General features: G+C 69.0%; 22 protein-coding genes and 1 riboswitch. Of the genes, 9 read left to right on the top strand and 13 right to left on the bottom strand.

Annotated elements, in window-relative coordinates; translation table 11 throughout:
* Window positions 1-34: 34 nt before the first annotated feature.
* From NWF34_RS16635 to NWF34_RS16625, 3 genes are read right to left on the bottom strand one after another with little or no spacing between them, the layout of a single operon-like run.
* Entirely contained in the window at window positions 35-940 is a 906-nt protein-coding gene (locus NWF34_RS16635) for an alpha/beta hydrolase (protein ID WP_081598273.1), read from the bottom strand.
* A gap of 41 nt (window positions 941-981) precedes the next feature.
* A complete protein-coding gene (locus tag NWF34_RS16630) occupies window positions 982-1794 on the bottom strand; it encodes a bifunctional allantoicase/(S)-ureidoglycine aminohydrolase (RefSeq protein ID WP_006438203.1) in 813 nt (270 codons plus the stop codon).
* A 49-nt stretch (window positions 1795-1843) separates the two neighbouring features.
* A complete protein-coding gene (locus NWF34_RS16625; RefSeq protein WP_258325536.1) occupies window positions 1844-3118 on the bottom strand; it encodes an HpcH/HpaI aldolase/citrate lyase family protein in 1275 nt (424 codons plus the stop codon).
* Window positions 3119-3267: 149 nt separating this feature from the next.
* Here NWF34_RS16625 and NWF34_RS16620 point away from each other — a divergent pair, with 149 nt between their 5' ends.
* Window positions 3268-4029, top strand: coding sequence for an IclR family transcriptional regulator (locus NWF34_RS16620; protein WP_006438205.1), 762 nt, complete (start codon window positions 3268-3270; stop codon window positions 4027-4029).
* Window positions 4030-4044: 15 nt separating this feature from the next.
* Here the strand turns inward: NWF34_RS16620 and NWF34_RS16615 are convergent, their stop codons facing one another.
* Together NWF34_RS16615 and NWF34_RS16610 are read right to left on the bottom strand one after the other, a co-directional pair.
* Window positions 4045-6441 (bottom strand): protein kinase, encoded by a 2397-nt coding sequence (locus NWF34_RS16615; RefSeq protein ID WP_258325535.1) that lies wholly within the window; start codon window positions 6439-6441, stop codon window positions 4045-4047.
* A 122-nt stretch (window positions 6442-6563) separates the two neighbouring features.
* Window positions 6564-8807 carry a protein kinase gene (locus NWF34_RS16610; protein WP_258325534.1) on the bottom strand — a complete coding sequence of 748 codons (2244 nt, stop codon included), beginning with the start codon at window positions 8805-8807 and terminating at the stop codon, window positions 6564-6566.
* 88 nt (window positions 8808-8895) lie between these two features.
* Between NWF34_RS16610 and NWF34_RS16605 the strand changes: the two genes are divergently transcribed.
* The 4 genes from NWF34_RS16605 to NWF34_RS16590 are packed head-to-tail and all read left to right on the top strand — an operon-like array spanning window position 8896 to window position 10630.
* Complete coding sequence (locus tag NWF34_RS16605; protein WP_006438208.1) at window positions 8896-9126, top strand: hypothetical protein; 231 nt, start codon at window positions 8896-8898, stop codon at window positions 9124-9126.
* Window positions 9127-9131: 5 nt separating this feature from the next.
* Window positions 9132-9674 (top strand): cyclic pyranopterin monophosphate synthase MoaC, encoded by a 543-nt coding sequence (moaC, locus tag NWF34_RS16600; protein ID WP_024499887.1) that lies wholly within the window; start codon window positions 9132-9134, stop codon window positions 9672-9674.
* Window positions 9667-10170, top strand: a complete 504-nt coding sequence (locus tag NWF34_RS16595; RefSeq protein WP_024499888.1) for a molybdenum cofactor biosynthesis protein B — start codon at window positions 9667-9669, stop codon at window positions 10168-10170. Before moaC ends, NWF34_RS16595 begins: the two co-directional genes overlap by 8 nt.
* A gap of 28 nt (window positions 10171-10198) precedes the next feature.
* Complete coding sequence (locus tag NWF34_RS16590; protein ID WP_006438211.1) at window positions 10199-10630, top strand: molybdenum cofactor biosynthesis protein MoaE; 432 nt, start codon at window positions 10199-10201, stop codon at window positions 10628-10630.
* Between the two features lie 188 nt (window positions 10631-10818).
* On the opposite strand, the gene NWF34_RS16585 is transcribed toward NWF34_RS16590, so the two are convergent.
* The 5 genes from NWF34_RS16585 to NWF34_RS16565 all read right to left on the bottom strand — a co-directional run bounded on the left by NWF34_RS16585 (window position 10819) and on the right by NWF34_RS16565 (window position 14035).
* Complete coding sequence (locus NWF34_RS16585) at window positions 10819-11454, bottom strand: transglycosylase family protein (protein WP_024499889.1); 636 nt, start codon at window positions 11452-11454, stop codon at window positions 10819-10821.
* 5 nt (window positions 11455-11459) lie between these two features.
* Window positions 11460-11660, bottom strand: a riboswitch (cyclic di-AMP (ydaO/yuaA leader).
* Window positions 11661-11911: 251 nt separating this feature from the next.
* Window positions 11912-12160, bottom strand: coding sequence for a MoaD/ThiS family protein (locus NWF34_RS16580; protein ID WP_024499890.1), 249 nt, complete (start codon window positions 12158-12160; stop codon window positions 11912-11914).
* A 12-nt stretch (window positions 12161-12172) separates the two neighbouring features.
* Complete coding sequence (moaA, locus tag NWF34_RS16575) at window positions 12173-13261, bottom strand: GTP 3',8-cyclase MoaA (RefSeq protein WP_024499891.1); 1089 nt, start codon at window positions 13259-13261, stop codon at window positions 12173-12175.
* A gap of 13 nt (window positions 13262-13274) precedes the next feature.
* Window positions 13275-13820 carry a flavin reductase family protein gene (locus tag NWF34_RS16570; RefSeq protein ID WP_006438215.1) on the bottom strand — a complete coding sequence of 182 codons (546 nt, stop codon included), beginning with the start codon at window positions 13818-13820 and terminating at the stop codon, window positions 13275-13277.
* 5 nt (window positions 13821-13825) lie between these two features.
* Window positions 13826-14035, bottom strand: a complete 210-nt coding sequence (locus NWF34_RS16565; RefSeq protein ID WP_024499892.1) for a hypothetical protein — start codon at window positions 14033-14035, stop codon at window positions 13826-13828.
* A gap of 236 nt (window positions 14036-14271) precedes the next feature.
* Here NWF34_RS16565 and NWF34_RS16560 point away from each other — a divergent pair, with 236 nt between their 5' ends.
* The gene (locus NWF34_RS16560; RefSeq protein WP_006438218.1) at window positions 14272-14685 is read left to right on the top strand and encodes a cold-shock protein; all 414 of its coding nucleotides are present in this window, start codon (window positions 14272-14274) and stop codon (window positions 14683-14685) included.
* Window positions 14686-14706: 21 nt separating this feature from the next.
* Here the strand turns inward: NWF34_RS16560 and NWF34_RS16555 are convergent, their stop codons facing one another.
* Window positions 14707-15240, bottom strand: a complete 534-nt coding sequence (locus NWF34_RS16555) for a DUF2771 family protein (protein ID WP_024499893.1) — start codon at window positions 15238-15240, stop codon at window positions 14707-14709.
* Window positions 15237-17063, bottom strand: a complete 1827-nt coding sequence (locus tag NWF34_RS16550) for an MFS transporter (protein WP_258325533.1) — start codon at window positions 17061-17063, stop codon at window positions 15237-15239. The genes NWF34_RS16555 and NWF34_RS16550 overlap by 4 nt, the downstream gene beginning before the upstream one ends.
* Before the next feature lie 233 nt (window positions 17064-17296).
* Here NWF34_RS16550 and NWF34_RS16545 point away from each other — a divergent pair, with 233 nt between their 5' ends.
* Window positions 17297-18085 carry a DUF3027 domain-containing protein gene (locus NWF34_RS16545; protein WP_024499895.1) on the top strand — a complete coding sequence of 263 codons (789 nt, stop codon included), beginning with the start codon at window positions 17297-17299 and terminating at the stop codon, window positions 18083-18085.
* Window positions 18086-18102: 17 nt separating this feature from the next.
* A complete protein-coding gene (locus NWF34_RS16540) occupies window positions 18103-20856 on the top strand; it encodes a sacsin N-terminal ATP-binding-like domain-containing protein (RefSeq protein WP_258325532.1) in 2754 nt (917 codons plus the stop codon).
* Between the two features lie 118 nt (window positions 20857-20974).
* Here NWF34_RS16540 and NWF34_RS16535 read toward each other — a convergent pair whose 3' ends face one another.
* Window positions 20975-21574: a TetR/AcrR family transcriptional regulator gene (locus NWF34_RS16535; protein WP_258325531.1), complete on the bottom strand. Its 600-nt coding sequence runs from the start codon at window positions 21572-21574 to the stop codon at window positions 20975-20977.
* A gap of 108 nt (window positions 21575-21682) precedes the next feature.
* Between NWF34_RS16535 and NWF34_RS16530 the strand changes: the two genes are divergently transcribed.
* Complete coding sequence (locus NWF34_RS16530; protein ID WP_127963609.1) at window positions 21683-22822, top strand: acyl-CoA dehydrogenase family protein; 1140 nt, start codon at window positions 21683-21685, stop codon at window positions 22820-22822.
* Window positions 22823-22933: the final 111 nt, after the last annotated feature.

The following is a 22933-nucleotide window of genomic DNA, read 5'->3' as shown; positions in this document are numbered from 1 at the left end:
TGCTCCAGGCGTGCACCCAAATGCGCCACCGCAGTCATCCCGGGTTCACGGGGACGTGTCGGCTGAGGAAATCGAGCTGGTCGGAGACGTTGCGCTCGAAGTCGTCGCCGACGTAGATGTCGAAGTGGCCGGCGTCGTAGAGCTTGATCTCGCTGCGTGGCGCCTGGGCTGCGTACCTCAGGGTCGGTCGAGGTGGCGCCACGCTGTCGCGCTCGCAGATGGCGAAGAAGATCGGGCAGGTCACGTTGCGTGCCTGCCGGCCCGGGAAGTGGCGCACGATGTCGAGACCGAACCGTGCGGCCACCTCCTCGGGAATGTCGCTGCCCTCCGGGATGAGCGCGGTGATGCCGGCGATGCTGTCCGGGGTGGACATCAGCGACGTCGATCCGGGCGGACCGTAGGTCGGGATCATGACCGGAGGCCGGCCGAACCTGGCCCCGATGGCATCGCGTAGAGCGCGGCCGGTGATCTTGATCGAGCTCAGTGTCGGGATCGCCCACGCAGAGGCGATGCCGTCGGTGAACGGGCATTGCGCGATCACGGCGGCGACACGAGTGTCGCGAGCGGCGGTGATGATCACGTGGCCGCCGGCGAAGGATGTTCCCCACAACACGACTCGGTCGGGGTCGACGCCGTCGAGGGTGCGCGCGTACGCGACGGCCGATTCCCAGTCCTGCAGTTGCTCGTTGATGTCGAGCAGTTGGCGTGGCTCGCCCGAACTCCCACCGAAATGGCGGTAGTCGAAGACCAGGCATGCGTAGTCCATCGCGGTGAAGCGGTCGGCGAAGGCGTCGAGGCGCATCTCCTTGACGCCGCCCAGCCCGTGAGCCATCACGATGACCGGCCGTGATGTGCCCTCCTGCCGGGGCGGGGTCGGCTGATAGAGCCATGCCGCGCAGAAGCCTTCACCGGAAGGGACGTGGATGTCGGTTCGGGTCATGATCGAGAGTGTATGGAACACGTCTCGCCGGAGTGCCTGTGTCAGAGCACGATCTGCCGATTCACGTCCTTGTAGAGCAGGTACCGGAAATTCGACGGTCCACCGGCGTAGCAGGCCTGCGGGCAGAAGGCGCGCAGCGACATGTAGTCCCCGGCCTGCACCTCGACCCAGTCCTCGTTGAGGCGGTAGACGGCCTTGCCCTCCAGGACGTACAGCCCGTGCTCCATCACGTGGGTCTCGGCGAACGGGATCGACCCGCCCGGCTTGAAGGTGACGACGTTGACGTGCATGTCGTACGCGAGATCCTGTGGATCCAGCATCCGCGTGGTGCTCCACGCGTCGGTGTCGGGCATGGGGGAGGGCTCGATGTCGCGTTCGTTGCCGAACTTCGGCGCCGGCGTGTGACCCGCAATCGGCTGGTAGCGCTTGCGGATCCAGTGGAAGGACGTGGGGGCGTCGCCGGCGTTGTGCGCCGACCACTCGGTGCCCGCCGGCAGGAAGCCGAAACCGCCCTCGGTCAGTACGTGCTCCTCACCCGCGACCGTGACGGTCAGCGCGCCGGCGGTGACGAAGAGAAATCCCTCGACCTCCGGCTGTGGTTCCGGCGCCGGCGATCCGCCACCGGGGGCGACCTCGACAATCGCCTGGGAGAAGGTCTGCGCGCCACCGGGAACCGGGCTGTTGATCACCCAGGCGCGGGTGTCGGTCCACTCGGGGAAGACCGACGTGACGATGTCGCGGAGCACGCCACGCGGGATCACCGTGTAGGCCTCGGTGACCACCGCGCGGTCGGAGAGCAGATCGGTCTGCGGCGGAAGTCCGCCGGCGGGTGTGTAGTACGGCGACGCGGTCATCGAGAAATCCTTCGAGTCGGAAATGGTCATGGTGGGCTTGGGGTTCGGTTCAGGCACCCGAGACCGGTGGTCGGTGCAGGGCGAGGTCGCGAACCTTCGAGATGGGCAGGTCGGTCGCGGACTCGACCTCGTCGACGGTCAACGCACCGCACACCTCGCCGCGCCGGATGAAGCCGGCGAGCGCGCGAGCCGTCGCCGGTTCGTCGAGCACCGACGAGGAGATCTGGTGCGCGTAGTTGCGTAACCGCGTTGCGGCGGAATCGAATCCGTCGCGGTAGAAGGCATACGTCGCCAGGAACCTGGTGACCAGCTGGGCCGGATGGAGATCCCAGCCCTGGTAGATACCGCGCTCGAGGTGACGGCGGACCAGACGTGAGTGCAACGCCCAGCCGGCCTCGACGGTCTCGCGGTCGCCGACCGGGAGGATGTTCGTCGATCCGTCCGACAGGCGCACACCGGTGCCGGCCGCGGCGAGCTGCATGACGGCCTTCGCGTGGTCGGCCGCCGGATGTTCCATCGACTGATAGGCGGCGGCGATACCGAGGGACGCCGAATAGTCGTAGGTCCCGTAGTGCAGCGAAGTCACCCGACCATTGCCGGCGTGGATCATCTTGGCGACGGCGGCCGTGCCGTCGACCCCCATGACCGCCTGCGGGGTCTCCACCTGGATCTCGAACCCGATGCGTCCGTGGGGGAGCCCGTGGACCCGTTCGAGCTCGTGGGCGACGGTCACCATCGCGGCCACCTGGTCGACCGAGGTGACTTTCGGCAGGGTCAGCGTCAACCCGGCGGGTAGGTCGCCCGTCTCTGCCAAGCCGGAGACGAACAGGTCGAGGGTGCGCAGTCCGCGGGCCCGGACGTCGGCCTCGAAGCACTTGAAACGGATGCCGATGAACGGCGGGGAGGTGGCGCCGGCGTCGCGGACTGCCGCGACGGCAGCCGCCACGGCCTCGTCCTCCTCGTCATCGGAGCGGACGCCGTAGCCGTCCTCGAAGTCGATGCGCAGATCCTCGATCGGCTCGGTACGCAGCTTGTTCTCCACGAGGTCCGCGAGTTCGGTTGCGGCCGAGTCGGTCCCGGCGACGGTCGCGCGGGCGATCGCCGCGAGTCCGCCGTGATCTGCGGCGGTGTTCAGTGCCGCACGTCCCCACTCCTGCGAGAGGTCCGCTGAGAAGCGGTCGGCAGGGACGTAAACCGTGTGGACCGGCTGACGGCTTCCGTCCTCGCCCGGATACCGGTCGGACAGCAGAGCGTCCGCGGGGGCGAGGGCTGCCTCGACCTGGTCGAGAAAGGCCGCACCGAGGCGACCGGACTGCACGCTCATGAAGACCCTTCGTCGATTCGATGGAAAAGTAATTCCGCAGAGTGGAGTTTAGCTGAATATCTCCACGTCGGCAGCTTCATGTTCGCGTGGACTCTGATTGTGGTTTCACATGATGGAACGTAAAGTTGCGCCGGACTACGGAGGTGGCGATGGCGGGGAACTCGGGCGGTGTCCAGTCGGTCGAGCGCGCGTTCGAGCTGCTCGAACTCATCGGACGCGCCGGCGGCGAGTGTTCCCTGAGCCATCTGTCGGCAGAGTCGCCGCTGCCGCCGCCGACCATCCACCGGCTGCTGCGGACCCTCGTCGGCATCGGATACGTCCGGCAACTGCCCAATCGCTCGTATGCTCTGGGTCCCCGGCTCATCCGACTCGGTGAGGTGGCCAACCGCCAGCTCGGGGCAGTGGCCGCACCCGTGCTCACGTCCCTGGTCGCCGAGCTGAGCGAGACCGCGAGCCTCGCCGTACTCGACGGCGACATGGTCATCTACGTCGCCCAGGTCCCGTCACCGCACAGCATGCGCACCAACAACGAGGTCGGGCGTCGGGTGACGATGCACAACACCGCCGTCGGCAAGGCGGTCCTCGCCGAACTCGACGACGCACGAATCCTGAAACACGTCACCCAGGCCGGTCTCACCGCCGCCACCGAGCGGAGCATCACGTCGTTGTCCGGCGTGTTCGCCGCTGTCGAGCAGGTGCGGGCGGAGGGCGTCGCCACCGACGAACAGGAGTACGAGGTCGGGGTCTGCGGCATCGCCGTCGCGGTGCCCGGTGCCCCGACACCCATGGCGGTCGGCATCTCCGGGCCGGTCGCCCGATTCGACGAGGACCTGCGCGCCCGCGCGGTCGGGGCCCTTCGAGCGGCGGCCGGGATCATCTCCGAGGCGCTCATCGGCGCGCGGGAGTCGTAGACCAGGCGCTCCGCCTCAGATCGTCAGCTTCGTCGGCGTCGTGCGATTGGCCGATTCGCCGCTCGAGCCGTCACCGATCTGCCCGTCGTTGTTGAAGCCCCAGCACCAGACCGAACCGGAAGCCATCGCGCACGACGTGCCGTTGCCGGTCGAGATCGAGGTGACATCCTTCAGACTGCTGACCTCGCGGGGGATCTTCACCGAGCCGCCGCCGGAGCCGAGCTGGCTGCGGTCGTCGTCGCCCCAGCAGTACGCCTTCTTGTCGGCGACCGCGCAGGTGGTTCCCCAGTCGGTGGCGATGGCCGACGCCTTGGAGATGCCGTTCACCTTGGTCGGCGTGTTCCGCGGTTCGGCGGTGCCGTTGCCGATCTGGCCGTAGGCGTTGGCGCCCCAGCAGTACGCATCTCCGCCGCCGGCGATCGCACACGCCGTCTGGTAGTAGGTGCTGGTGTTGGTGCTCGGGTCGTTGTCGTCGTCGGGATCGGACTCGTGGTAGCCGCCGAGGGTGATGTCGGCGACGTCGCTCAGGCCGCCGATCTTCACCGGCGCCGACCGCTCGGTGGTGCTGCCGTCACCGATCTGCCCGTTGTCGTTGTTGCCCCAGCAGAACGCCGACCCGTCGGACACGGCACAGGTGGTGCCGTAGGCGGTGGTGATGTCGGTGACGACGCCGAGGCCCGGGACCTTGGTGGGAACCGAGACGGGGTCGGTGCCGCCGGTGCCCAGCTGGCCGTACTCGTTGTTGCCCCAGCAATAGGCGTCGGTGCCCGCGACCGCGCAGCTGGTGCCCCAGCCGGTGCTGACCGCCTTGACGTCGGAGATCGTGCCGATCTTCGTCGCGGCGTCGACCGTGTTGCCGTCGGAGCCGTTGCCGACCTCGCCGTAGTGGTTGTTGCCCCAGCACCACGCCGCGCCGGCGGCGACCGCACAGGCCGTGCCGACGTACTTGTTGTCGCCGGTGAGGTAGCCGCCGACGGAGACCGACGTCGCGTCGGTGACCCCGCCGACCGTGGCCGGCCGACTGTGCGGAGTGGTCGTCCCGTCGCCGAGCTGTCCGGTGGTGTTGTCGCCCCAGCAGTTCACGGCGCCGTTGACGATCGCGCAGCTGGTTCCGAAGTTGGTGCTCACCAACGGTTGTGCGACGGTGGCCTTCTCCGGGTCGTCGACGGTGCTGCCGAGGAGGACCAGGCCGGCGATCGCACCGATGACGACCACCAGCACGGCGCCGAGGACGCCGGCGATGATCAGGCCGGTGCGCTTCTTCTTCGGCGGGGTGGCTGGTGCGCCCGGGTATCCGACCTGCGCGGCGGCCGGCGGCTGCGTGCCGTAAAGCGGCTGCGGCCCAGACATGTTCGGCCCAGACATATTCGACCCAGAGATGTTCGGGCCGGCCATGCCGGGTCCGGAGGGATGGTTCATCAACGGCTGGGGCCCCGAGGGGCCGGTCATCGTCGGCTGTGGCGGCGGGGTGTACTGCCCGTAGGTCTGGCCGTACGGCTGCTGCGGCGCCGACGGTGCGCCGGTGCTGCCACCGACGAGGGTCGGCGGGGGAACTGCTGCGGCCGCGATCGTATTGCCCTGCGCTGCAGGGGCTTCGATCGCCGACTTCAGTGCGGCGGCGAAGCTGCGGCAGTCGGGATAGCGGGCCGCCGGGTCCTTGGCGAGTGCACGCTGGAAGACCGGGTCGAGCTGTGCGAGATCGCCGCGCAACTGGCCGATGTGGGGGACCGGACGCTGGATGTGGCCGAGCATCACCGACGGCTCGGACTGGCCGACGAACGGCGGCTGCCCGGCGAGGAGGGCGTAGGCGGTGCAGGCCAGCGAGTACTGGTCGGAACGTGCTGTGGCGTCGGCACCTTCGAGGGTTTCCGGTGCCGAGAACGCGACGGTCCCGATGAACGAGTGGGTGCCGGTGAGGTTGGCCGAGCCGGCGAGCTTGGCGATGCCGAAGTCGAGCACGAGTGCACGATCGATCTGGCCGGTCGCGGGGTCGCGGGTCACGAGGATGTTGGCGGGCTTGATGTCCCGGTGCACCACCTGGTGCCGGTGGGCGTAGTCGAGGGCGTCGGCGACCTGGGTGACGACCGTCGAGACCTCGGCCGGCTTCAGCCGCTCCTCGGTGAGGTCCTTGCCCTCCACGTAGCTCATCGAGAACCACGGCGAACCGTCCTCGATGCCGTACTGGTGGATCGTGATGATGCTGCGGTGGTCGAGCTTCGCGGTGGTACGTGCCTCGTTGGTGAAGCGCTGGTTGAACCCGGGCTGCGCACTGACCGCCGTCGAGATGACCTTCAACGCCTCCCGCCGCTCGAGTTGCAGGTTCTCGACGAGATACACCTCGCCCATGCCACCGGCACCGAGCTGGGAGATCACGCGGTAGCCGGCGATGTGGGTGCCCGGACTCAACGGCACGGCGACACCTCTTTCTGACGATGAACTCGGACTCCTGGCGGACGTACGCTGGGACGATACCGAAGGCACATCCGTCTGGGGCACCCTTCAACCGGATGACTCCCGGCTGTGCGCGACCGTGCCTAGTACGCGACCTGAGTGGGTGTCAGGCGGTCGTCGGTGTTGCCGACGCCGAGCTGACCGGTCGCGTTGAAACCCCAGCAATAGACGTACGACGACGCGAGTGCGCACGTCGTCCGTTCGCCCGCCGAGATCGCGGTGACATCGGACAATCCGTTGAGCCGGGTGGGATTCGGACGGTCGGTGAGGGTGCCGTCGCCGACCGATCCCCAGGCGTTGGCGCCCCAGCAGTAGCCGACGCCGCCGGCGATCGCACAGGTCGTGTGCCCCGTTCCGGTGCTGATGCCGGTCACGCCGTCGACGCCGGACACCTGCGTCGCGGTGGTGCGCGACTCCTTCGTGCCGTCGCCCAGCTGCCCGAAAGCGTTGTTGCCCCAGCAATATGCGCTGCCGCCGGCGATGGCGCAGGCGGCCTGGGCGCCGGCCGACACCGACGTCGCGGCGTCGAGGTCGGCCACCCGGGTGGGCTTCGACTGGTTGTAGGTGGTGCCGTCGCCGACCTGACCGTTGTCGTTGAGGCCCCAGCAGTAGGCGTCGCCGCCCGCGACCGCGCACGTGAAGTTGACGCCGACACTGATCGAGGTCACGTCCTCGAGTCCGGCGACGCGCACCGGGCGGTACTGGTTGGCCGTCGAACCGTCACCCAATTGGTCGAAATCGTTGGTGCCCCAACAGTAGGCGAGTCCCGCGGAGATCGCGCAGGTCGCCCAGTTGGCGGTCGAGATCGCGGTGACGTCGGTGAGATCGGCCACCCGCGTGGGCTTCCACCGACTGGTCGTGGTGCCGTCACCGATCTGCCCGTAGTCGTTGTTGCCCCAGCAGTAGGCGACGCCGGCGGCGATCGCGCAGCTGTTGGGACCGCCGGTGGTGATGGAGGTGACGCCGGACAGGTCGGCGACGCGCGTGGGTTTCCAGCGGTTGGTCGTGGTGCCGTCGCCGAGCTGCCCGGCCTGGTTGTCGCCCCAGCAGTAGGCGGTGCCGTCGCGGATCGAACAGGTGGTGCCCAGGCCCGCGCTGAGCGGGACCTCGGACGCCTCGGCGGCCTGCGGGCCCGACGCAGCGCCGCCGTCGTCATCACCACCTTGGGTGACCAGTGCGACGGCCGCGACCGCCGCCAGCACCGCGACGATCGCAGCCGCACCGGCGATCCACGGCCATCGGCGTCGACGACCCGGCGGCGCGGCCTGCGTGGGGGCCGAGTGCGCGGGGAGCGGGGGAGTGAAGCCGGGCGACGACCGGTGCTGTGTCTCGGAAGGAGGCTGCCGCCCGGACGGGCTCTGCGCGTACAGCGGGGGACTCTGTTGGGGCGGACTCTGCTGGGACGGACCCGGATACCGCGGCTGCTGGGCGGGCGGCGGCAAGGTCTCCGGTGCCAGTGGCGGGACGAAGTGAGTCGCCGAGGTGCCGGATCGGGCGTCGGGTCCCGACCGGCCGAGCGCCGCACGCAGGTCCGCGGCGAAATCGCGGCACGTGGGGTAGCGGTCCAGCGGGCCGCGGGCCAGGGCACGGTCGAAGACCGGGTCGAGCGCGGCGAGGTCGGGGCGATACCGGCTGATCCGTTCCGGCGGCGACGTCAGCTTCGCGACGATGTGCCGGGTCTGGGTGTCGGCGTCGAACGGGGTGGTTCCGGAGAGCAGCTCGTAGGCGGTGCAGGCGAGCGCGTACTGATCCGACGCCGGGCCCGCGGGCTTGCCGTCGAGGATCTCCGGGGCCGCATAGACCAGCGTGCCGACGAACGACGACGGTGCGGTCAGCGTGGTGGCGGTGGCGAGTTTCGCGATCCCGAAGTCGAGGACGACTACCCGGTCGAGGGCGCCGTCCATCGCCCGCCTGGTGACGAGGATGTTGCCCGGCTTGATGTCGCGGTGCACGACACCGTGCGCGTGGGCGTAATCGAGGGCGTCGGCGACGCGGTCGACGACCGTGAGGATCTCGTCGGGCCGGAACGAACTACGACGCAGGTCCTGTCCGTCGAGGTAGGTCATCGTGAACCACGGGTCGTCGTCGGTGACGCCGTAGTGATAGATGGTGACGATGTTGGGGTGGTCGAGGGCAGCAGCGGTCTGGGCCTCCCGGCTGAACCGACGGACGAACTCCTCGTCGACGGTCTCGGCGATCGAGATGACCTTGAGCGCCTCACGCCGCCGCAGTTGGGGGTTCTCCACCAGGTAGACGGTCCCCATGCCGCCCGTGCCCAGGCGGCTGATCACCCGGTAGCCGGCGACCTGTTCAGGGTGGTGGGCCATCAGCGCCTCCTGGTGGCGTGACCGGTGATGCGACGACGATAGCCCCGCTCCGGCCGCCATGCCCCGGACACGGCACTTCTTCATTCGAATGGCGTGGCACAATGCTCCCGTGGCAAACAACAGTGGTGAGAAGGCCGGCAAGAAGCGCTACGTCGACAACGGCTGGCCCCAGGATGACAACGGTGACGCCGCCGACCATGCGGTCTCCGAACTCGCGACGCACATCTCGGGTGCACTGTCCCCGTTCGGTGAAGTCGAGTTCCCGCTCCCGGTCGACGATCTGCCCTTCGTGCAGTCGAAGACGGTCGTCAACCGCTGATACCGATGCCGACCACCGGAGATGACGGCGGCGGGTCGGTCTTTTCGGGTGAGGGTGCCGACGCCGGTCGCCTGACGCACATCGACGACGCCGGGACGGCGCGCATGGTCGACGTGGGACACAAGGCCCCGACGAAGCGTCGTGCGATCGCCGGCGGCACCTTTCACACCACGGCCGAGGTGATCGGTCTGCTCAGTGAGTCGAAGCTGCCCAAGGGCGATGTTCTCGCGACCGCGCGCATCGCCGGGATCATGGCGGCCAAACGCACCGACGAGCTGATCCCGCTCTGCCATCAGCTGGCGTTGTCGTCGGTGGAGGTCGACTTCACCATCGGCACCGACTCCATCGACGTGACCGCGACCGTCGCCACGTCCGGCCAGACGGGCGTCGAGATGGAGGCACTGACCGCGGTGGCCGTCACCGGGTTGACGCTGCACGACATGGTCAAGTCCGTGGACAAGCGGGCGCGCATGGACGGGATCCGCCTGCTCGAGAAGACCGGCGGCAAATCCGGCGACTGGTACCGGGACGACCCGGCCGATGGCTGAGAACACGCCGCCCGACCCCGCACGACGACGCGTCGCGCAGATCGTCGTCGCGTCGACGCGCGCGAGTACCGGGATCTACCCGGACCGCACCGGTCCGATCATCGAGGGCTGGCTCGTCGAGCAGGGTTTCCGCGTCGCCGAACGCGATGTGGTGGCCGACGGGCCGCCCGTGGGCGCCGCGATCCGTGCCGCCGTGTACGCCGGCGTCGACCTCGTGATCACCACCGGCGGAACAGGTCTCTCACCCACCGACCGCACCCCCGAGGAGACGCGACCGCTGCTCGACGTCGAGATCCCCGGCCTGGCCGACGCCATCCGTGCGGCCGGACTGCCCACGGTCCCGACCGCCGTGCTCTCACGCGGCCTCGCCGGCGTCGCCGGGACGACACTGGTGGTGAACCTGCCCGGCTCGACCGGGGGCGTACGGGACGGCCTGACCGTCCTCACGGACGTCGTGCACCACGCACTCGATCAGATCCGCGGCGGGGATCACTGATCGTCCCGCGACAGGACAGGATTCGCGAATGACCGTAGTCGTACACACCGCGGTGTCGGAGGAGCCGATCGGGCTCGCCGACCACGAGGCGATGGTCGCCGACGCCGCCGACGGGAAGGCCGGCGCGATCGTCGGCTTCGTGGGCGCGGTCCGCGACCACGACGGCGGCCGGAACGTCGCCGCTCTCGACTATTCCGCCCATCCGACGGCGTCCAGGGTGCTGACCGAGGTCGTCGAGGAGGTCTCGTCGGTCGACGGTGTGCGCGCGGTCGCGGTCTCGCACCGCGTCGGAGAACTCGAGATCGGGGATGTCGCCTTCGTGGTGACCGTGGCCGCCGACCATCGCCGCGCCGCATTCGAGACGTGCGCGCGGCTCGTCGACGAGGTGAAGGCGCGTCTGCCGGTCTGGAAGCACCAGTACTACGACGACGGCACCGAGGAGTGGATCAACTCGGCCTAGCCCTTCGAGGCTCGTCGCTATCGCTCCTCGCACCTCAGGGAGCAGGAGATGGCTCGTCGCTATCGCTCTTCGCACCTCAGGGAGCGTGAAGAATTGGAAAAGGGCCCCGCACGGATCGCTCATCGTGCGGGGCCCTTTGTCTGTGGCCCTCTGCGTTGCTCCGAATCGGTGTCCGGGCTACCTGCAGATCAGGGGTTGGGCAGCAGGTGCTTGTTGTCGTTGAAGAGCTTGATCTGTTCGGGACTCAGCGAGACACCGCTGCTCTTGGCGGCGTTCCAGAGGTTCTTGACCTCGGGGCTCACGCCGGAGTCGGTGAGGACCGAGGTGACCTGGTTGGCGACGTCGTCGGTGGTCTTGGCCTCAGGGGCCTTGACGAGGCTGAAGCTGCCGTTGCCGTCCTGGAGCTGCTTGACGATCGGGGCCGGGACATCGCTCGGCGCGGTGCGCGGGGTGTGACCCGAGAGGCCGACGCCGCAGGTGGGCCATGCGCCCTTGCCCTGCGAAGCGAGCACGCGCTCGGCGACGACGATCTGCTCCTCGCGGGTGGCCTGCTCGGCGGTCGGGGCGAACTCGCCGCCGCCGTGGCCGCTCCAGGTGCTCGGCGAGAACTGCAGGCCGCCGTGGTAGCCGTTGCCGGTGTTGATGGCCCAGTTACCGCCGGACTCACACTGGGCGACCTTGTTCCATTCGGCGTCGGTCGCGGCGTTCGCGGTACCGGTGCCCATGAGGGCGGCTCCGCCACCGAGGGCGGCGCCGGTGAGGGCGACCTTGGTGATGGTCTTGGTGGTCGAGCTGGTCGTCTGCTTGCGGTGACGTCCGGTCATAGATCGATTCCTCTCTCCACGCGCCTACGAAGTCAGCTGTCGGGTTCGAGCGAGAGGTTGCTCGGCCCCAGTGCGTCCCCGTGAATGTTAATCACGGTTCTGCGCCTGGGACTTAACCCCGAGGACACCTGGTGTGGTGCCCGGTCTCAGGGGATGAGGTTGGGTCCCCCGTCCTCGCTCCTAGATTCGTTCGGTCGTTCCCACCGGCGGAGCGAGGCTCGGCGCGGCCGGCAGGACGTATGTTCTGTTTCCTTACCGTGACCTTCGAGAAGGTCGCTTCGTACAGTACGTCGTTCGATGGAGTGATTCACCTGCTAGTTCGCAACTGATTTTCGCGCCAGATCCTGGTCTCCCGACCCACTTTCGGCGTCATCCCAGTTCATCGGGCCGGATGCGCTCCCGTGGCCTGCTCGTTACCACTCCGTTATGTGACAAAGGTCACATGCCCGAAGTGGTATCAACCACCGGCAAACGGCGGGAGGACGTCCAGTGTCGAGCAGATGCCGAGCGGCTGTGAACGGTCAGTGAGCGCGATCTCGTCGCGGAGGTAGGAGCAACGCTCGAGAACCGTCGCCAATCCGGGGTTGCCGGCGGACAGTGTCGACTCGAGGTCTCCGAGGGTGGTCGCCGGGTCGATGTCGACGACCCGCGACTCGGTGCCGGCGGCGGCGCGCGCGGCGGCGAAGAAGCGGACGGTGAGGTTCATCGGAACCCGAGCCTATCCACCGATGGCGGACATGGGCCGCGACGGCTGCTGGAAGCCGGCGGCGTTCACCTCGTGCCCGGGCGCCTTCTGCCACATGTCGGTGCGCCACAGCGCCGCCACGGCCGCGTCGACCTCGTCGTCGGGCAGGGTTCGCAGGGTGGTGCGCAGATCTGTTTCCGAGGACGCGAACAGGCAGTTGCGCAGCGAGCCGTCGGCGGTCAGCCGGGTGCGGTCGCAGTCGCCGCAGAACGGGCGGGTGACCGACGCGATCACCCCGACCTTTGCCGGGCCCCGGGACGTCCGATGGCCGTCGACGAGCCACGTGGCCGCCGGCGCGCTGCCGCGCGGTGCCGGATCGGGCAGCAGGGTGAACCGTGTGCGCAGGGTCGCCAGGATCTCGTCGGCGGTCACCATCCGGGATCGCTGCCAGGCGTGATCGGCGTCGAGTGGCATCTGTTCGATGATGCGCAGCTCGTAGCCGTGCTCCAGGCAGTAGGCGAGGAGATCCGGTACGGCGTCGAGGTCGGCGCGGTCGGGGATCACGGCGTTGACCTTGACGGGGTCGAGTCCCGCGCGTCTGGCGGCCGCCAGACCCGTCAGCACGTCGTCGAGCCGGTCGCGTCGGGTGATCTCGGCGAATCGTTCCCGGTCGACGGTGTCGAGGGAGATGTTGATGCGGTTGAGGCCGGCCGCCACGAGCCCGTCGATCCGCCGGGAGAGTCCGAGACCGTTGGTGGTCATCGCGATCTCCGGGCGTTGCGGCAGTGCGGAGACGGCACCGATGATCTGCTCGAGGTCGCCCCGCAGCAGCGGCTCGCCGCCGGTGAACCGGATGCGTTCGATCCCCAGGTCGCGGACCGCGACGGTCAGCACCCGGATCAGCTCGTCAGCGCTCAGCACCGCCTCGGTCGGCATCCAGTCGAGGCCCTCGGCGGGCATGCAATAGGTACAGCGCAGGTTGCACCGGTCGGTCACCGAGACGCGAAGGTCCTTCGCCACCCGCCCGAACGTGTCACGCAGGGGGCCCTGCGTGGGAGCGTCGGCGGATGCCCCGGCCGAGTGCGGCCGTGGCATCGGAATCCCGAGGCCGACCGTGCTCATGCTGACCTGCGGATCACGTGGCGTTCGGACCCTTGCGGGCTTCGAGAGCGCGGAAGGTGCTGGCGTGGAACACGAGTGGCTCGACACCGGGATCGGCACGCAGGGTGTTGATCTCCAGCAGCACCACGGTGTGGTCGCCCGCCTGGATCTCGTTGTGGATGCTGCACGACAGGTGGGCGGCCGCATCGGGGACGAACACCGCCCCGGCGTCGGTGCTCAGCGGCGTGATGCCGTCGAACCGGCGCTCCGCCGGACCGGCGAGCTGCTTGCAGACGTCGGTCTGGTCGCCGGCGAAGACACTGACCCCGATGGCCGGCGCGGTACGGATCTGCGGCCACGTCGTCGACGTGTTCTGGACGCACACCGACACCAGCGGCGGGTCGAGGGAGACGGTCGTGAAGGAACTCGCCGCCATTCCGATCAGCGTGGTCGAATCTCCCTCACCCCGTAGGCAACACACCGCCACGACGCCGCTCGGGAAGCAGCTGAACGCCTCCCGGAGGGCCTTGGCGTCGGAGACGGGGGCAAGGTCTGGAGTGGTGTCGATGGTCGCTGTCACGGTCCTCACCTGGCTCGGCGTCCGGCACGGAGTGCGTACACCAGGCCGAGGAGAAAACCCAGAGGTGCGCACATGGTCAGCAGGTAGACGAAGGTCGGGGCGGTGTCGCCGTCGGTGAGGAGCGGGGTCACGAACAGCGCCACGAGAGCGATGAGTCCGATCGCGAAGATCACCATGGCCACCTGCAGCAACCGTGGGGACGTCGTCTTCTGCATGCCATCCACGGTAGTGCACTCGTCGGCAGACGACGCCGAGTGATGGGTGGAACGGGGTGCGCGGAGGTAATGGTGTGACCGGCGGTGGGGTGTTGGCTACCATGGGGCAGCAGGCGCCTTGCATCCGTCTGGGCCCTTACGGACTTCCCGGGGGCTGTAGAGATGGGTCACGGCGTCTTTTGTTGTGACAGGCAGATCTTTGACGAGATCACGACGTACAGATGAGGGTGAGCACAGTGCCGACCGGCAAGGTGAAGTGGTACGACGCGGACAAGGGCTTCGGCTTCCTCGCGCAGGAGGACGGCGAGGACGTCTATGTCCGTGCGTCTGCCCTGCCCGACGGGGTGGAGGCCCTCAAACCCGGGCAGCGCGTGGAGTTCGGCATGGCCGCCGGTCGCCGCGGGCCGCAGGCGCTGAGCGTCAAGGTCCTCGAACCCGCGCCGAGCGTGTCCAAGAACGTGCGCGAGGCCGCTCGTAAGGACGTCAAGCGGCACACCCCCGACGAACTTCACGGCATGGTCGCAGATCTGATCACCCTGCTCGAGGGCAAGGTGCAGCCGGACCTGCGCAAGGGGCGCTACCCCGATCGCAAGACCGCGCAGCGGATCTCCGAGGTCGTGCGCGCGGTGGCCCGCGAACTCGAGCACTGAGTTCGACGAGCCGCCCGTTCCTCAGCCGAGGTACTTCTGGAACTCCTGCGGTGCGGTCTCTGCTGCCAGCACGCCGCGCGGGATGATCTCGTCGTTCCGCGTCAGCCTGGCCGACGCCGGGTAGACGGTGATCCCCAGCAGGACGTATTCCGGTGCTGTCTTCAACGTGACCGTGTAGGTCTCGCCCGACGCCTGGGGTTGCTCGTCCTCGACGAGTCCCCTCGGCGTCCAGTAGACGGCGGCCAGGTTCCACGGACCCTGCGAGATGTCACCGGAGACCGACAGCATCACCGTGTCGCCGACCGCCACCGGAACCCGGGGCGCCTCGCGCTGCGACGTGCCGAGCGGCGGGTCGCATTCGTCGAGCATCAGGTCGCACCAGCGCACCGGTTCGACGGTGTAGAGGTTCTTCCCGACGGCGATGTGCAGGTAGGGCTTGTCGTCGTGCGTGGAGTTGCGAGTCAACAGGAACACCGAGGTGCCGACCACCGCGACGAACGCGACCACCACGATCGCGATGATCGCGAGTGCCTTCTTCTCTCCACTGCTGATCACTGTCTGCGATGTCCTGTCTGGTCGGGGGCCTGGCGGTCACCGTGGGGCCGGTCACCGGAGTTCGGGAAGGGTGCCGTCGACGGCATCCGCGTGGTGGACGGCCGCTGGGTGTGCGGCCGGGTCGGCGCCGATCCCGGGCTGGTCCGGCGGGACTGCGCGGCGTCGTCCGCGCCGGCCGCCCGGAACGCGACGGTCGGTGCGGCATGGTCGGGGCGTCGACCACCCAGACCGGGCACCAGCGACGAACCGCAGGTCGTCAGCACCGTCTGGAGCAGCCCGAGGCCCAGTAGCACCGAGACGACGGTGAACCCGATCCACAGGGTCGGGGGCAGCAGCACACCCAGCGACGCGCCGAACACCCACGACAGCTGCAGAACCGTCTCCGAGCGGCCGAACGCCGATGCGCGCGACTCGTCGGGCAGGTCGTCCTGGATCGATGAGTCGAGGCACACCTTGCCGATTGCACTGGTGCCCGAGGCGACGAGCGCGGCGACAGCGGCCGCGGCGATGTTGCCGAAGACGGCCGCGAGGACCGCGACGACGAAGCAGGCGGCGGTCGACCACACGATGATGTTCGGCGGATTCTTCAGTTCCAGCCTGGTGCCGACGCCGTTGCCGATCATGTTGCCCACGCCCGCCGCGGCACCGACCGCGCCGAGCAGCAGCAACTGCGTCCAGTCCGACGCATCGCCCTGCTGGGACTTGGCGTAGAACGCCACGAACAGCGTCAGGAAGCCGGTGAGGATCCGGATGGTGCCGTTGCCCCAGAGGCCGGCCACGACGGTGCGGCCCAGCGGCTGACGCATCTTGGCGGCCAGCATCTTCGCACCCTCGCGAGCGCTGGTCGGCTCGTGTTCGGGGGTGCTCGAACGGGCCGGTTCACCGTGGTAGGTCAGGGTCGTGGGGATCTCGCCCTCGGTCGACTCGACCCACGACGGGATGCGCATGCACTGGTACGCCCCGGCCGCGGCGACGATCGCCAGCCACACCATGGCTCCCGGCAGATGCAGCGGCAGCAATTTGCCGAGCAGCATCTCGACGAGCGCGGCGAACGCACCGCCGACGATGGTGCCGCCGATCAGTCCGAACGTGGTCAGGCGGGAGTTGACGCGCGGCAGGTCGATGGTCGGTGGCACCACGCGCGGGGTGACCGCCGATTTGAGCACGCCGAAGGATTTCGACAGGACCAGCAACCCCAGAGCGCAGGGATAGAGCACCCACGGGTCGTATTCGAGTTGCTGGGTGGCGTCGTTCCACTGGACGTTGGTCATGATCAGCAGGGCCAGCACGACGCGCAGGCCGAAGGTCGTGGCCATCGCGATGCGACGTCCGCGCTGGAGCCGGTCGAGCAGCGGACCGATCAGGGGAGCGATGAGCGCGAACGGGGCGATCGTCAGCGCCAGATACAGCGCGACGTTGGTCTTGGATTCACCCGATGCGGCGGCGAAGAACAGGGTGTTGGCCAGCGCGACGGCCATCGCGGCGTCGGCGGCGAAGTTCGCGATCACCGGGAGGGTGAGCGCGGTGAGGCCGGACTGGTCGGCACCGTCGGCGGTCGCGGCCTGATGGATCTTGCCGATGCCCTTGCTCGTCAGCTCGCGGCTGCGCATCGCGGCGACGCGCATCACGGTGAGCTTCTCGGGCGTTCGGGGCCCGTGCTCGGTGGGCATCGCGCGGGTCGCCGTCTCGTCGTGGAACGGCTGACCTCGATCGTCGAGCGGCGGTAGATGCGGATTGTGTGTGGGCGGGGGCAGGTAAGCGTTGCGGCCGGGGCCCGGGCCGGGCGGCGGTCCCCAGCCGGGTGCCGGCCGGCCTGCCCTCATCTGGCGGGTCTCGTCGGCCGGGTAGTTCGCCGACCCGGGGTGCTGCGCGGCACGTCGGCCGCGATCATCGGTCGGCGGTTGAGGCTGGCTCGCCGGACCCCTGGGGGCCCCGCGCCCATCGTCGTGTCGGGAACTCCGTGGGATCACGCACACGATTGTTCCTCATATCGTGCCGGTGCCGCTTGAAGCGGGTCGTTGTGTGGCACACGTCGGCGATATTGCACACTGGAACCGTGACTGACGTAAGTGAGGGCGGACGACTGCTGGCTGCCGTCGACATCGCACGAGCCGCGCTGGTCGACGACGGACAGCAGCCCGGGGCACATCGGCGCAGCGTGGCCGAGGGCGAGTGGGCTGCCGCACACTATTTCGACGCCGAGCTCGCTGGCTATCGCGGGTGGCAGTGGTGTGTCGTGCTGGCCGGATCGCCGGGCAGCGACGAGATCACCCTCAGTGAGGTCGTGCTGCTGCCGGGCGACGGTTCGCTCCTTGCGCCCCCGTGGGTGCCGTGGGCCGAGCGCGTCTCGTCCGGCGATCTCGCGCCCGGCGATCTGCTGGCCGCCGAGCCCGACGACCCGCGTCTGGTGCCCAATCAGATCGACACCGGCGACGAGTTCCGCTTTGACTCCGAGTCCGAGGACCCTGACGACATCGGCCAGGTGGCCGGCGAGATCGGCCTCGGCCGCCGCCGGCTGCTGAGCTACGACGGCCGCGCCGACGCCGCGCAGCGCTGGTACGACGGCGACTTCGGTCCGTCGTCGGAGATGGCGCAGGCGGCCCCGTTCTCGTGCTGCACCTGTGGTTTCTACGTGCCGCTCGCGGGCGCGTTGCGCGCCGGGTTCGGTGCCTGCACCAACGAGTACGCGGCCGATGGTCGGGTGGTCTCCGCCGAGTACGGCTGCGGCGCACACTCCGACGTCCAGGCTCCGAAGGGTGACGGTTCACCCGCGTACGACGCCTACGACGACGGTGCCCTCGAGATCATCTCGATCACCCGGGACGCCGAACCGGCGAACTCCTGAGCGACACGCCCTCACCCATGAGCGCCGATCCGTTCGGCACCGCCGCGCTGCGGTCGTCGACGCTCGACGGGTGGGTGGCCTCGCCGACACGCCTCGCCGAGGATGCCGCCGCCGAGGCTGATCTGGTGACGGTCGGATACCGCGACCGTCTGCTCACCGAACTGGCGGCCAACGCCGCCGACGCCGCGGCTGCGGCGGGGGTCGTCGGCGAGCTCTCGATCTGGGTGGATGGTGACGAGCTGCATGTCGCGAACACCGGTGAGCCGCTGACTGTCGAAGGCGTCCGGTCGCTCGCCGCGCTGCGGGTGTCGGCGAAGACACCCACCGGCGGTCAGATCGGACGGTTCGGCGTCGGATTCACCGCCACCGCAACGGTCGCGGACCGTGTCGAGGTCCGCTCGCGCACCGGATCGATCGTCTTCGACCGTGCCGAAACCGTGGAAGCCGTTCGGGAAGCCGGACTTTCGGTTGACACCGTTCCGGTCCTGCGGCTCGTGTGGCCGTCGAAGGTCGAACCCGCTGAGGGTTTCGACACCGAGGTGGTCCTGAGCCTGCGTGAGCCCTCCGGTCCGCTGATCGAGGCGATGCTGGCCCAGGCTCCCGATCTCGTGGTCGAACTTGCTGCACTGCAACGGATCACCGTCGGCGGTGTGGAGATCGAGGCCGAGCGGTCCGCCGGGCCAGGGGTCGCCGACGACGAGGCCTCGTCGGCGATCGTCACGGTGTCCGTAAGCGGCGCCGGGTCGTCGTCGACGCAGCGCTGGCTGGAGGTCACGCGTGGCGGTACACGCTGGCTCGTCGATGCCGACGGCGGTCGCACACCCGATCACGATGTCCTGCGCGCACCCACGCCCACCGACATCGAACTGAGCCTGCCGTGTCGGTGTATCACCGACCTCGCGCTCACCCCGGACCGTCGGCACCTGCACCCCCGGGCCGAGATCCGTTACGCCGCAGCCGGTTACGTCGACCTGCTGCTACTCCTCGACCCGGTGCGTCGACTGCAACTCGTCCCGGAACTGCACCTCGCCCGGAATCGCGACGACGTCAGGCTGATAGAGGCGGTGCGTGAGCAGCTCCGCGACACGGCGTGGTTGCCGGGTGCCGACGGCGAGGCGTTGTTGCCCTCGCGTTCCGTCGTCCTCATCGGGCTCACCGATCGCCTGGCCGAGATCCTCGCCGAACACTTCGCCGACCTCGTGCATCCCGACATCTCTCTCGCGCAACACCTTCCGACGATGGGTCGGCTGGGGGTCGAGGAGTTGGGGCTGGCGGCGCTGGCCGAGCGACTCGGCGGTCTGCAGCATGAACCGTCCTGGTGGCACGACCTGTACGAGGCGCTCGCGCCGCTCGTGTCCACGGGACGCGAGGTCGAGGAACTGGGTGCGCTGCCGATTCCGCGGTCGGACGGCCGGATGTCGGTCGGGGTTCGCGGCCTTTTCGTCAGCGATCGCATCGCGACCCCGATGCGGTGGATTCCCACCGTCCACACCGACGCCCGCCACTCGCTGCTGGAACGTCTGGGCGTGCAGGAACTTTCCGTCACCGATGCGCTGGCCGACCCGGCGCTGCGGGTGCTGATCGAGGACATCGACCCCGAGGGCGCCGGTGACGACGGGTTGGCCGCCGAGATCTGTGCGGTACTGCGCGCCGACCCGGACGCGGCGGTACCGACGTGGCTGGCCACCCTGCCGCTGCTCGACACGGACGGCGAACTCCGTCCCGCCGATGAACTCCTGCTTCCCGACAGTCCGCTCCTCTCGGTCCTCGTCGACGATCATCCGTTCGGCGTCGTCGACGACGAGGTCGTCTCCGAGTGTGGCGCAGGCGAACTGCGACGGCTTGGCGTCGGGTGGGGTTTCCTCACCGTCGACGACGAGCTGCCGGTCGCTCCCGACCACGACCTCCCCGATGAGGAGGACTGGTGGGACACGCTGCCCGACGCGCCCGAAAGGCTCACCGCGGTACGCGATCTCGACCTGATCGACGACCGGTCCTGGTCCGAGGCGCTGACCATGATGGCGACAGACGAGGACATCGCGCCGCTGCTCGCCGACCGGGACGGGTACACCTCCTGGTGGTTGCGTCGGCACGCCGAGGTCGACGGGTTGCTGCTGGGGGAGTACCGCGCACCGTCGGACGAGATCCTCGCCGGGATCATCGACCCCCTCGACCATCCGCACGCCGACGCGCTGGTCGGTGCGCTCGCACGCCTGGAACCCGACACCGCCGTCGATGCCGACCTCCTGCTGACCCGCCTCGGCGATCCGGAGCGGGACATCTCCGCCGGTGCCGCGGTGATGGTGCACGCCGCCGTGGTCGCGGCGTGCCGTCGCGGCGTCATCGATCCCGCGGATGTCGAGGTGCCCGAACGGGTTCGGACGATCGCCGGCATCGTCACCGAACGCGCGGTCGTCGTCGACCAGCCGTGGTTCCTGCAGGCCGTGCCGGACCTGGAGGCGGTTCTCGCCGGACCGACGATCACTCCCGCCGACGCCGAGGTCCTGGCGACGCTGCTCGACCTGCCGCTCGGTTCCGAGGAGTACACCGCGACCGTCCGCGACCCCGGCGACACCGCGACCTGGGCCCACCCCGAGGCGGTGCGTTTCGGTGCCGAACGCGGGGTCGAGGTACCGCGTGGCCAGGTGCGGTTGCATGACGAGTTGTGGATTGGGGTGCGCGACGGGGACTCGCACAGCGAGGTCCGCGTGCGCTGGTGGGTCGAGGACGGGGTCACGCATCTCGAGCGGCGTGCGGCTCCTACGTCCTGAAGCCGGACCGATGTCGCACGCAACTCCTGCTCCCTGAGGTGCGAGGAGCGATAGCGACGAGCCTCGAAGGGCCGGCGACGCATGTCACCAGGCCTTCGTGGCTCGTCGCTTGCGCTCCTCACACCTCAGGCGCCAGGGGCCTCCCCGCGTCGATCCCCGCGGTGAGGATGCTCGCGAGCTGGCGGTATGCGGCGGCGTCGTCGAGGCCGGTGGCGGCCCACACCTCGCGGCGCTGGATGCGACTCATCATCGAGGCGGCGAGGTCGGCGGCGAAGGCGGCGTCGATGTTGCGGAAGTCGCCCGCGGCGACACCGTCGGCGATCAGCTTCTGTACCCGGGTCGCGGCCGCGGCGGTGTTGAGTTCGTAGAGCGAGCGGGTCGGGGTGAAGGCGTCGAGGTCTCGCATGAACGCCTCCGACGCCGGTGACAGCGCCTCACCGACGGCGACCAGGTATGCGATGACCCGCTCGCGTGGGCTGTTCGACGCCGCGACCCGCGCTTCGACCTGCTCGGTCGCGGTGCGGAAGAAGTGGGTGACGGTGGCCGTGACCAGCTGTTCCTTGCTCGCCGCGAGGGTGTAGAGGGTCGACTTGGAGCACCTGAGCTCGGCGGCGATGTCGGCGATCGACAGGTGGGCGAAACCGTCGCGCAGGATCAGCTCGAGCAGGGCGTCGAACAGGGCGGCACGACGCCGCGTCGCGAACCCCTCGCGTGGCATACGACTCCTCCCGACTACGTCGGCTGTACTGACCGCTTCCGAAATAGTACTGTGCAGAGGACTTGAGTACTAGTTTGATTACCTGAGCTCCCTGACATGGAGGTACCGATGCCGGTCGACCGTCTGCTCCCCAACGACGAGGCTCGCGACCTGATCGCGCTGGTCCGCGACATCGCCGACAAGCGGATGAAGCCGATCGTCGACCAGCACGAGAAGGATCGGCAGTACCCGGAGGGGCTGTTCGCCGAACTGGGTGAGGCCGGCCTCCTCGGCCTGCCGTACCCGACCGAGTGGGACGGCGGCGGTCAGCCGTACGAGGTCTACCTGCAGGTGCTCGAAGAACTCGGTGCGCGCTGGGCGTCGGTCGCGGTAGCTGTCAGCGTCCACGGCCTCGCGTGCCATCCGCTGTTCAACTTCGGTACCGAGGAGCAGAAGCAGCGCTGGCTCCCGGATCTGTTGAACGGCAAGCTGATCGGCGCCTACAGCCTGAGTGAGCCGCAGGCCGGGTCCGACGCCGCGGCGCTCGCGTGCCGCGCCACCCCCACCGAGGGTGGTTACACCATGACCGGCTCCAAGGCATGGATCACCCACGGCGGTATCGCCGACGTCTACAACGTCTTCGCGCGGACCGGCGAAGGATCGAAGGGCATCTCCTGCCTCTTCGTCGCCCGCGACACCGAGGGTCTGACCTTCGGCAAGCCCGAGGACAAGATGGGTCTGCACGCGGTCCCGACCACCGGGGCGTCGTACGACAACGCCTTCATCGACGAGGATCGTCGTCTCGGTGCCGAGGGACAGGGCCTGCAGATCGCGTTCTCCGCGTTGGACTCCGGGCGGCTCGGCATCGCGGCCGTGGCGACCGGGCTGGCGCAGGCGGCTCTCGATGCGGCGGTGGATTACGCGCAGGAGCGAGCCGCGTTCGGCCGCAAGATCATCGACCATCAGGGTTTGTCGTTCGTGCTGGCCGACATGGCCGCCGCCGTCGACTCGGCGCGCGCCACCTACCTCGACGCGGCGCGTCGTCGTGATGCGGGAATGGAATACTCGCGGGCGGCGGCCACCGCGAAGCTCGTCGCGACCGACGCCGCCATGAAGGTCACCACCGATGCGGTGCAGGTCTTCGGCGGCTACGGCTACACCCGCGACTTCCCGGTCGAGCGCTACATGCGCGAGGCGAAGATCACGCAGATCTTCGAGGGCACCAACCAGATCCAGCGTCTCGTGATCGGGCGTGCGCTCGCGAAGTGACGTCCCGGCGAACCCCGGACCCGCTGCAGGATCGCGACCTCCCGCCGCGCACCGACCCACCCCACGCCGGTTGAGCCGACACCGACCGAAGCGAGGCGTCGTGTCGAAACC

It is taken from the genome of Gordonia sp. GONU, from assembly GCF_024733855.1.
Taxonomy (GTDB): Bacteria; Actinomycetota; Actinomycetes; order Mycobacteriales; family Mycobacteriaceae; genus Gordonia; species Gordonia amicalis.
Note: the sequence above shows the minus strand (reverse complement) of the source record. Positions and strands in the feature narration are given on the sequence as shown.

Excerpts from the sequence above, each read along its gene's own strand:
- NWF34_RS16635 (WP_081598273.1), bottom strand. The coding sequence starts at position 940 with ATGACCCGAACCGACATCCACGTCCCTTCCGGTGAAGGCTTCTGCGCG.
- NWF34_RS16630 (WP_006438203.1), bottom strand. The coding sequence starts at position 1,794 with ATGACCGCGTCGCCGTACTACACACCCGCCGGCGGACTTCCGCCGCAG.
- NWF34_RS16625 (WP_258325536.1), bottom strand. The coding sequence starts at position 3,118 with ATGAGCGTGCAGTCCGGTCGCCTCGGTGCGGCCTTTCTCGACCAGGTC.
- NWF34_RS16620 (WP_006438205.1), top strand. The coding sequence starts at position 3,268 with ATGGCGGGGAACTCGGGCGGTGTCCAGTCGGTCGAGCGCGCGTTCGAG.
- NWF34_RS16610 (WP_258325534.1), bottom strand. The coding sequence starts at position 8,807 with ATGGCCCACCACCCTGAACAGGTCGCCGGCTACCGGGTGATCAGCCGC.
- NWF34_RS16605 (WP_006438208.1), top strand. The coding sequence starts at position 8,896 with ATGGCGTGGCACAATGCTCCCGTGGCAAACAACAGTGGTGAGAAGGCC.
- moaC (WP_024499887.1), top strand. The coding sequence starts at position 9,132 with ATGCCGACCACCGGAGATGACGGCGGCGGGTCGGTCTTTTCGGGTGAG.
- NWF34_RS16595 (WP_024499888.1), top strand. The coding sequence starts at position 9,667 with ATGGCTGAGAACACGCCGCCCGACCCCGCACGACGACGCGTCGCGCAG.
- NWF34_RS16590 (WP_006438211.1), top strand. The coding sequence starts at position 10,199 with ATGACCGTAGTCGTACACACCGCGGTGTCGGAGGAGCCGATCGGGCTC.
- NWF34_RS16585 (WP_024499889.1), bottom strand. The coding sequence starts at position 11,454 with ATGACCGGACGTCACCGCAAGCAGACGACCAGCTCGACCACCAAGACC.
- NWF34_RS16580 (WP_024499890.1), bottom strand. The coding sequence starts at position 12,160 with ATGAACCTCACCGTCCGCTTCTTCGCCGCCGCGCGCGCCGCCGCCGGC.
- moaA (WP_024499891.1), bottom strand. The coding sequence starts at position 13,261 with ATGAGCACGGTCGGCCTCGGGATTCCGATGCCACGGCCGCACTCGGCC.
- NWF34_RS16565 (WP_024499892.1), bottom strand. The coding sequence starts at position 14,035 with ATGCAGAAGACGACGTCCCCACGGTTGCTGCAGGTGGCCATGGTGATC.
- NWF34_RS16550 (WP_258325533.1), bottom strand. The coding sequence starts at position 17,063 with ATGAGGGCAGGCCGGCCGGCACCCGGCTGGGGACCGCCGCCCGGCCCG.
- NWF34_RS16540 (WP_258325532.1), top strand. The coding sequence starts at position 18,103 with ATGAGCGCCGATCCGTTCGGCACCGCCGCGCTGCGGTCGTCGACGCTC.
- NWF34_RS16535 (WP_258325531.1), bottom strand. The coding sequence starts at position 21,574 with ATGCCACGCGAGGGGTTCGCGACGCGGCGTCGTGCCGCCCTGTTCGAC.
- NWF34_RS16530 (WP_127963609.1), top strand. The coding sequence starts at position 21,683 with ATGCCGGTCGACCGTCTGCTCCCCAACGACGAGGCTCGCGACCTGATC.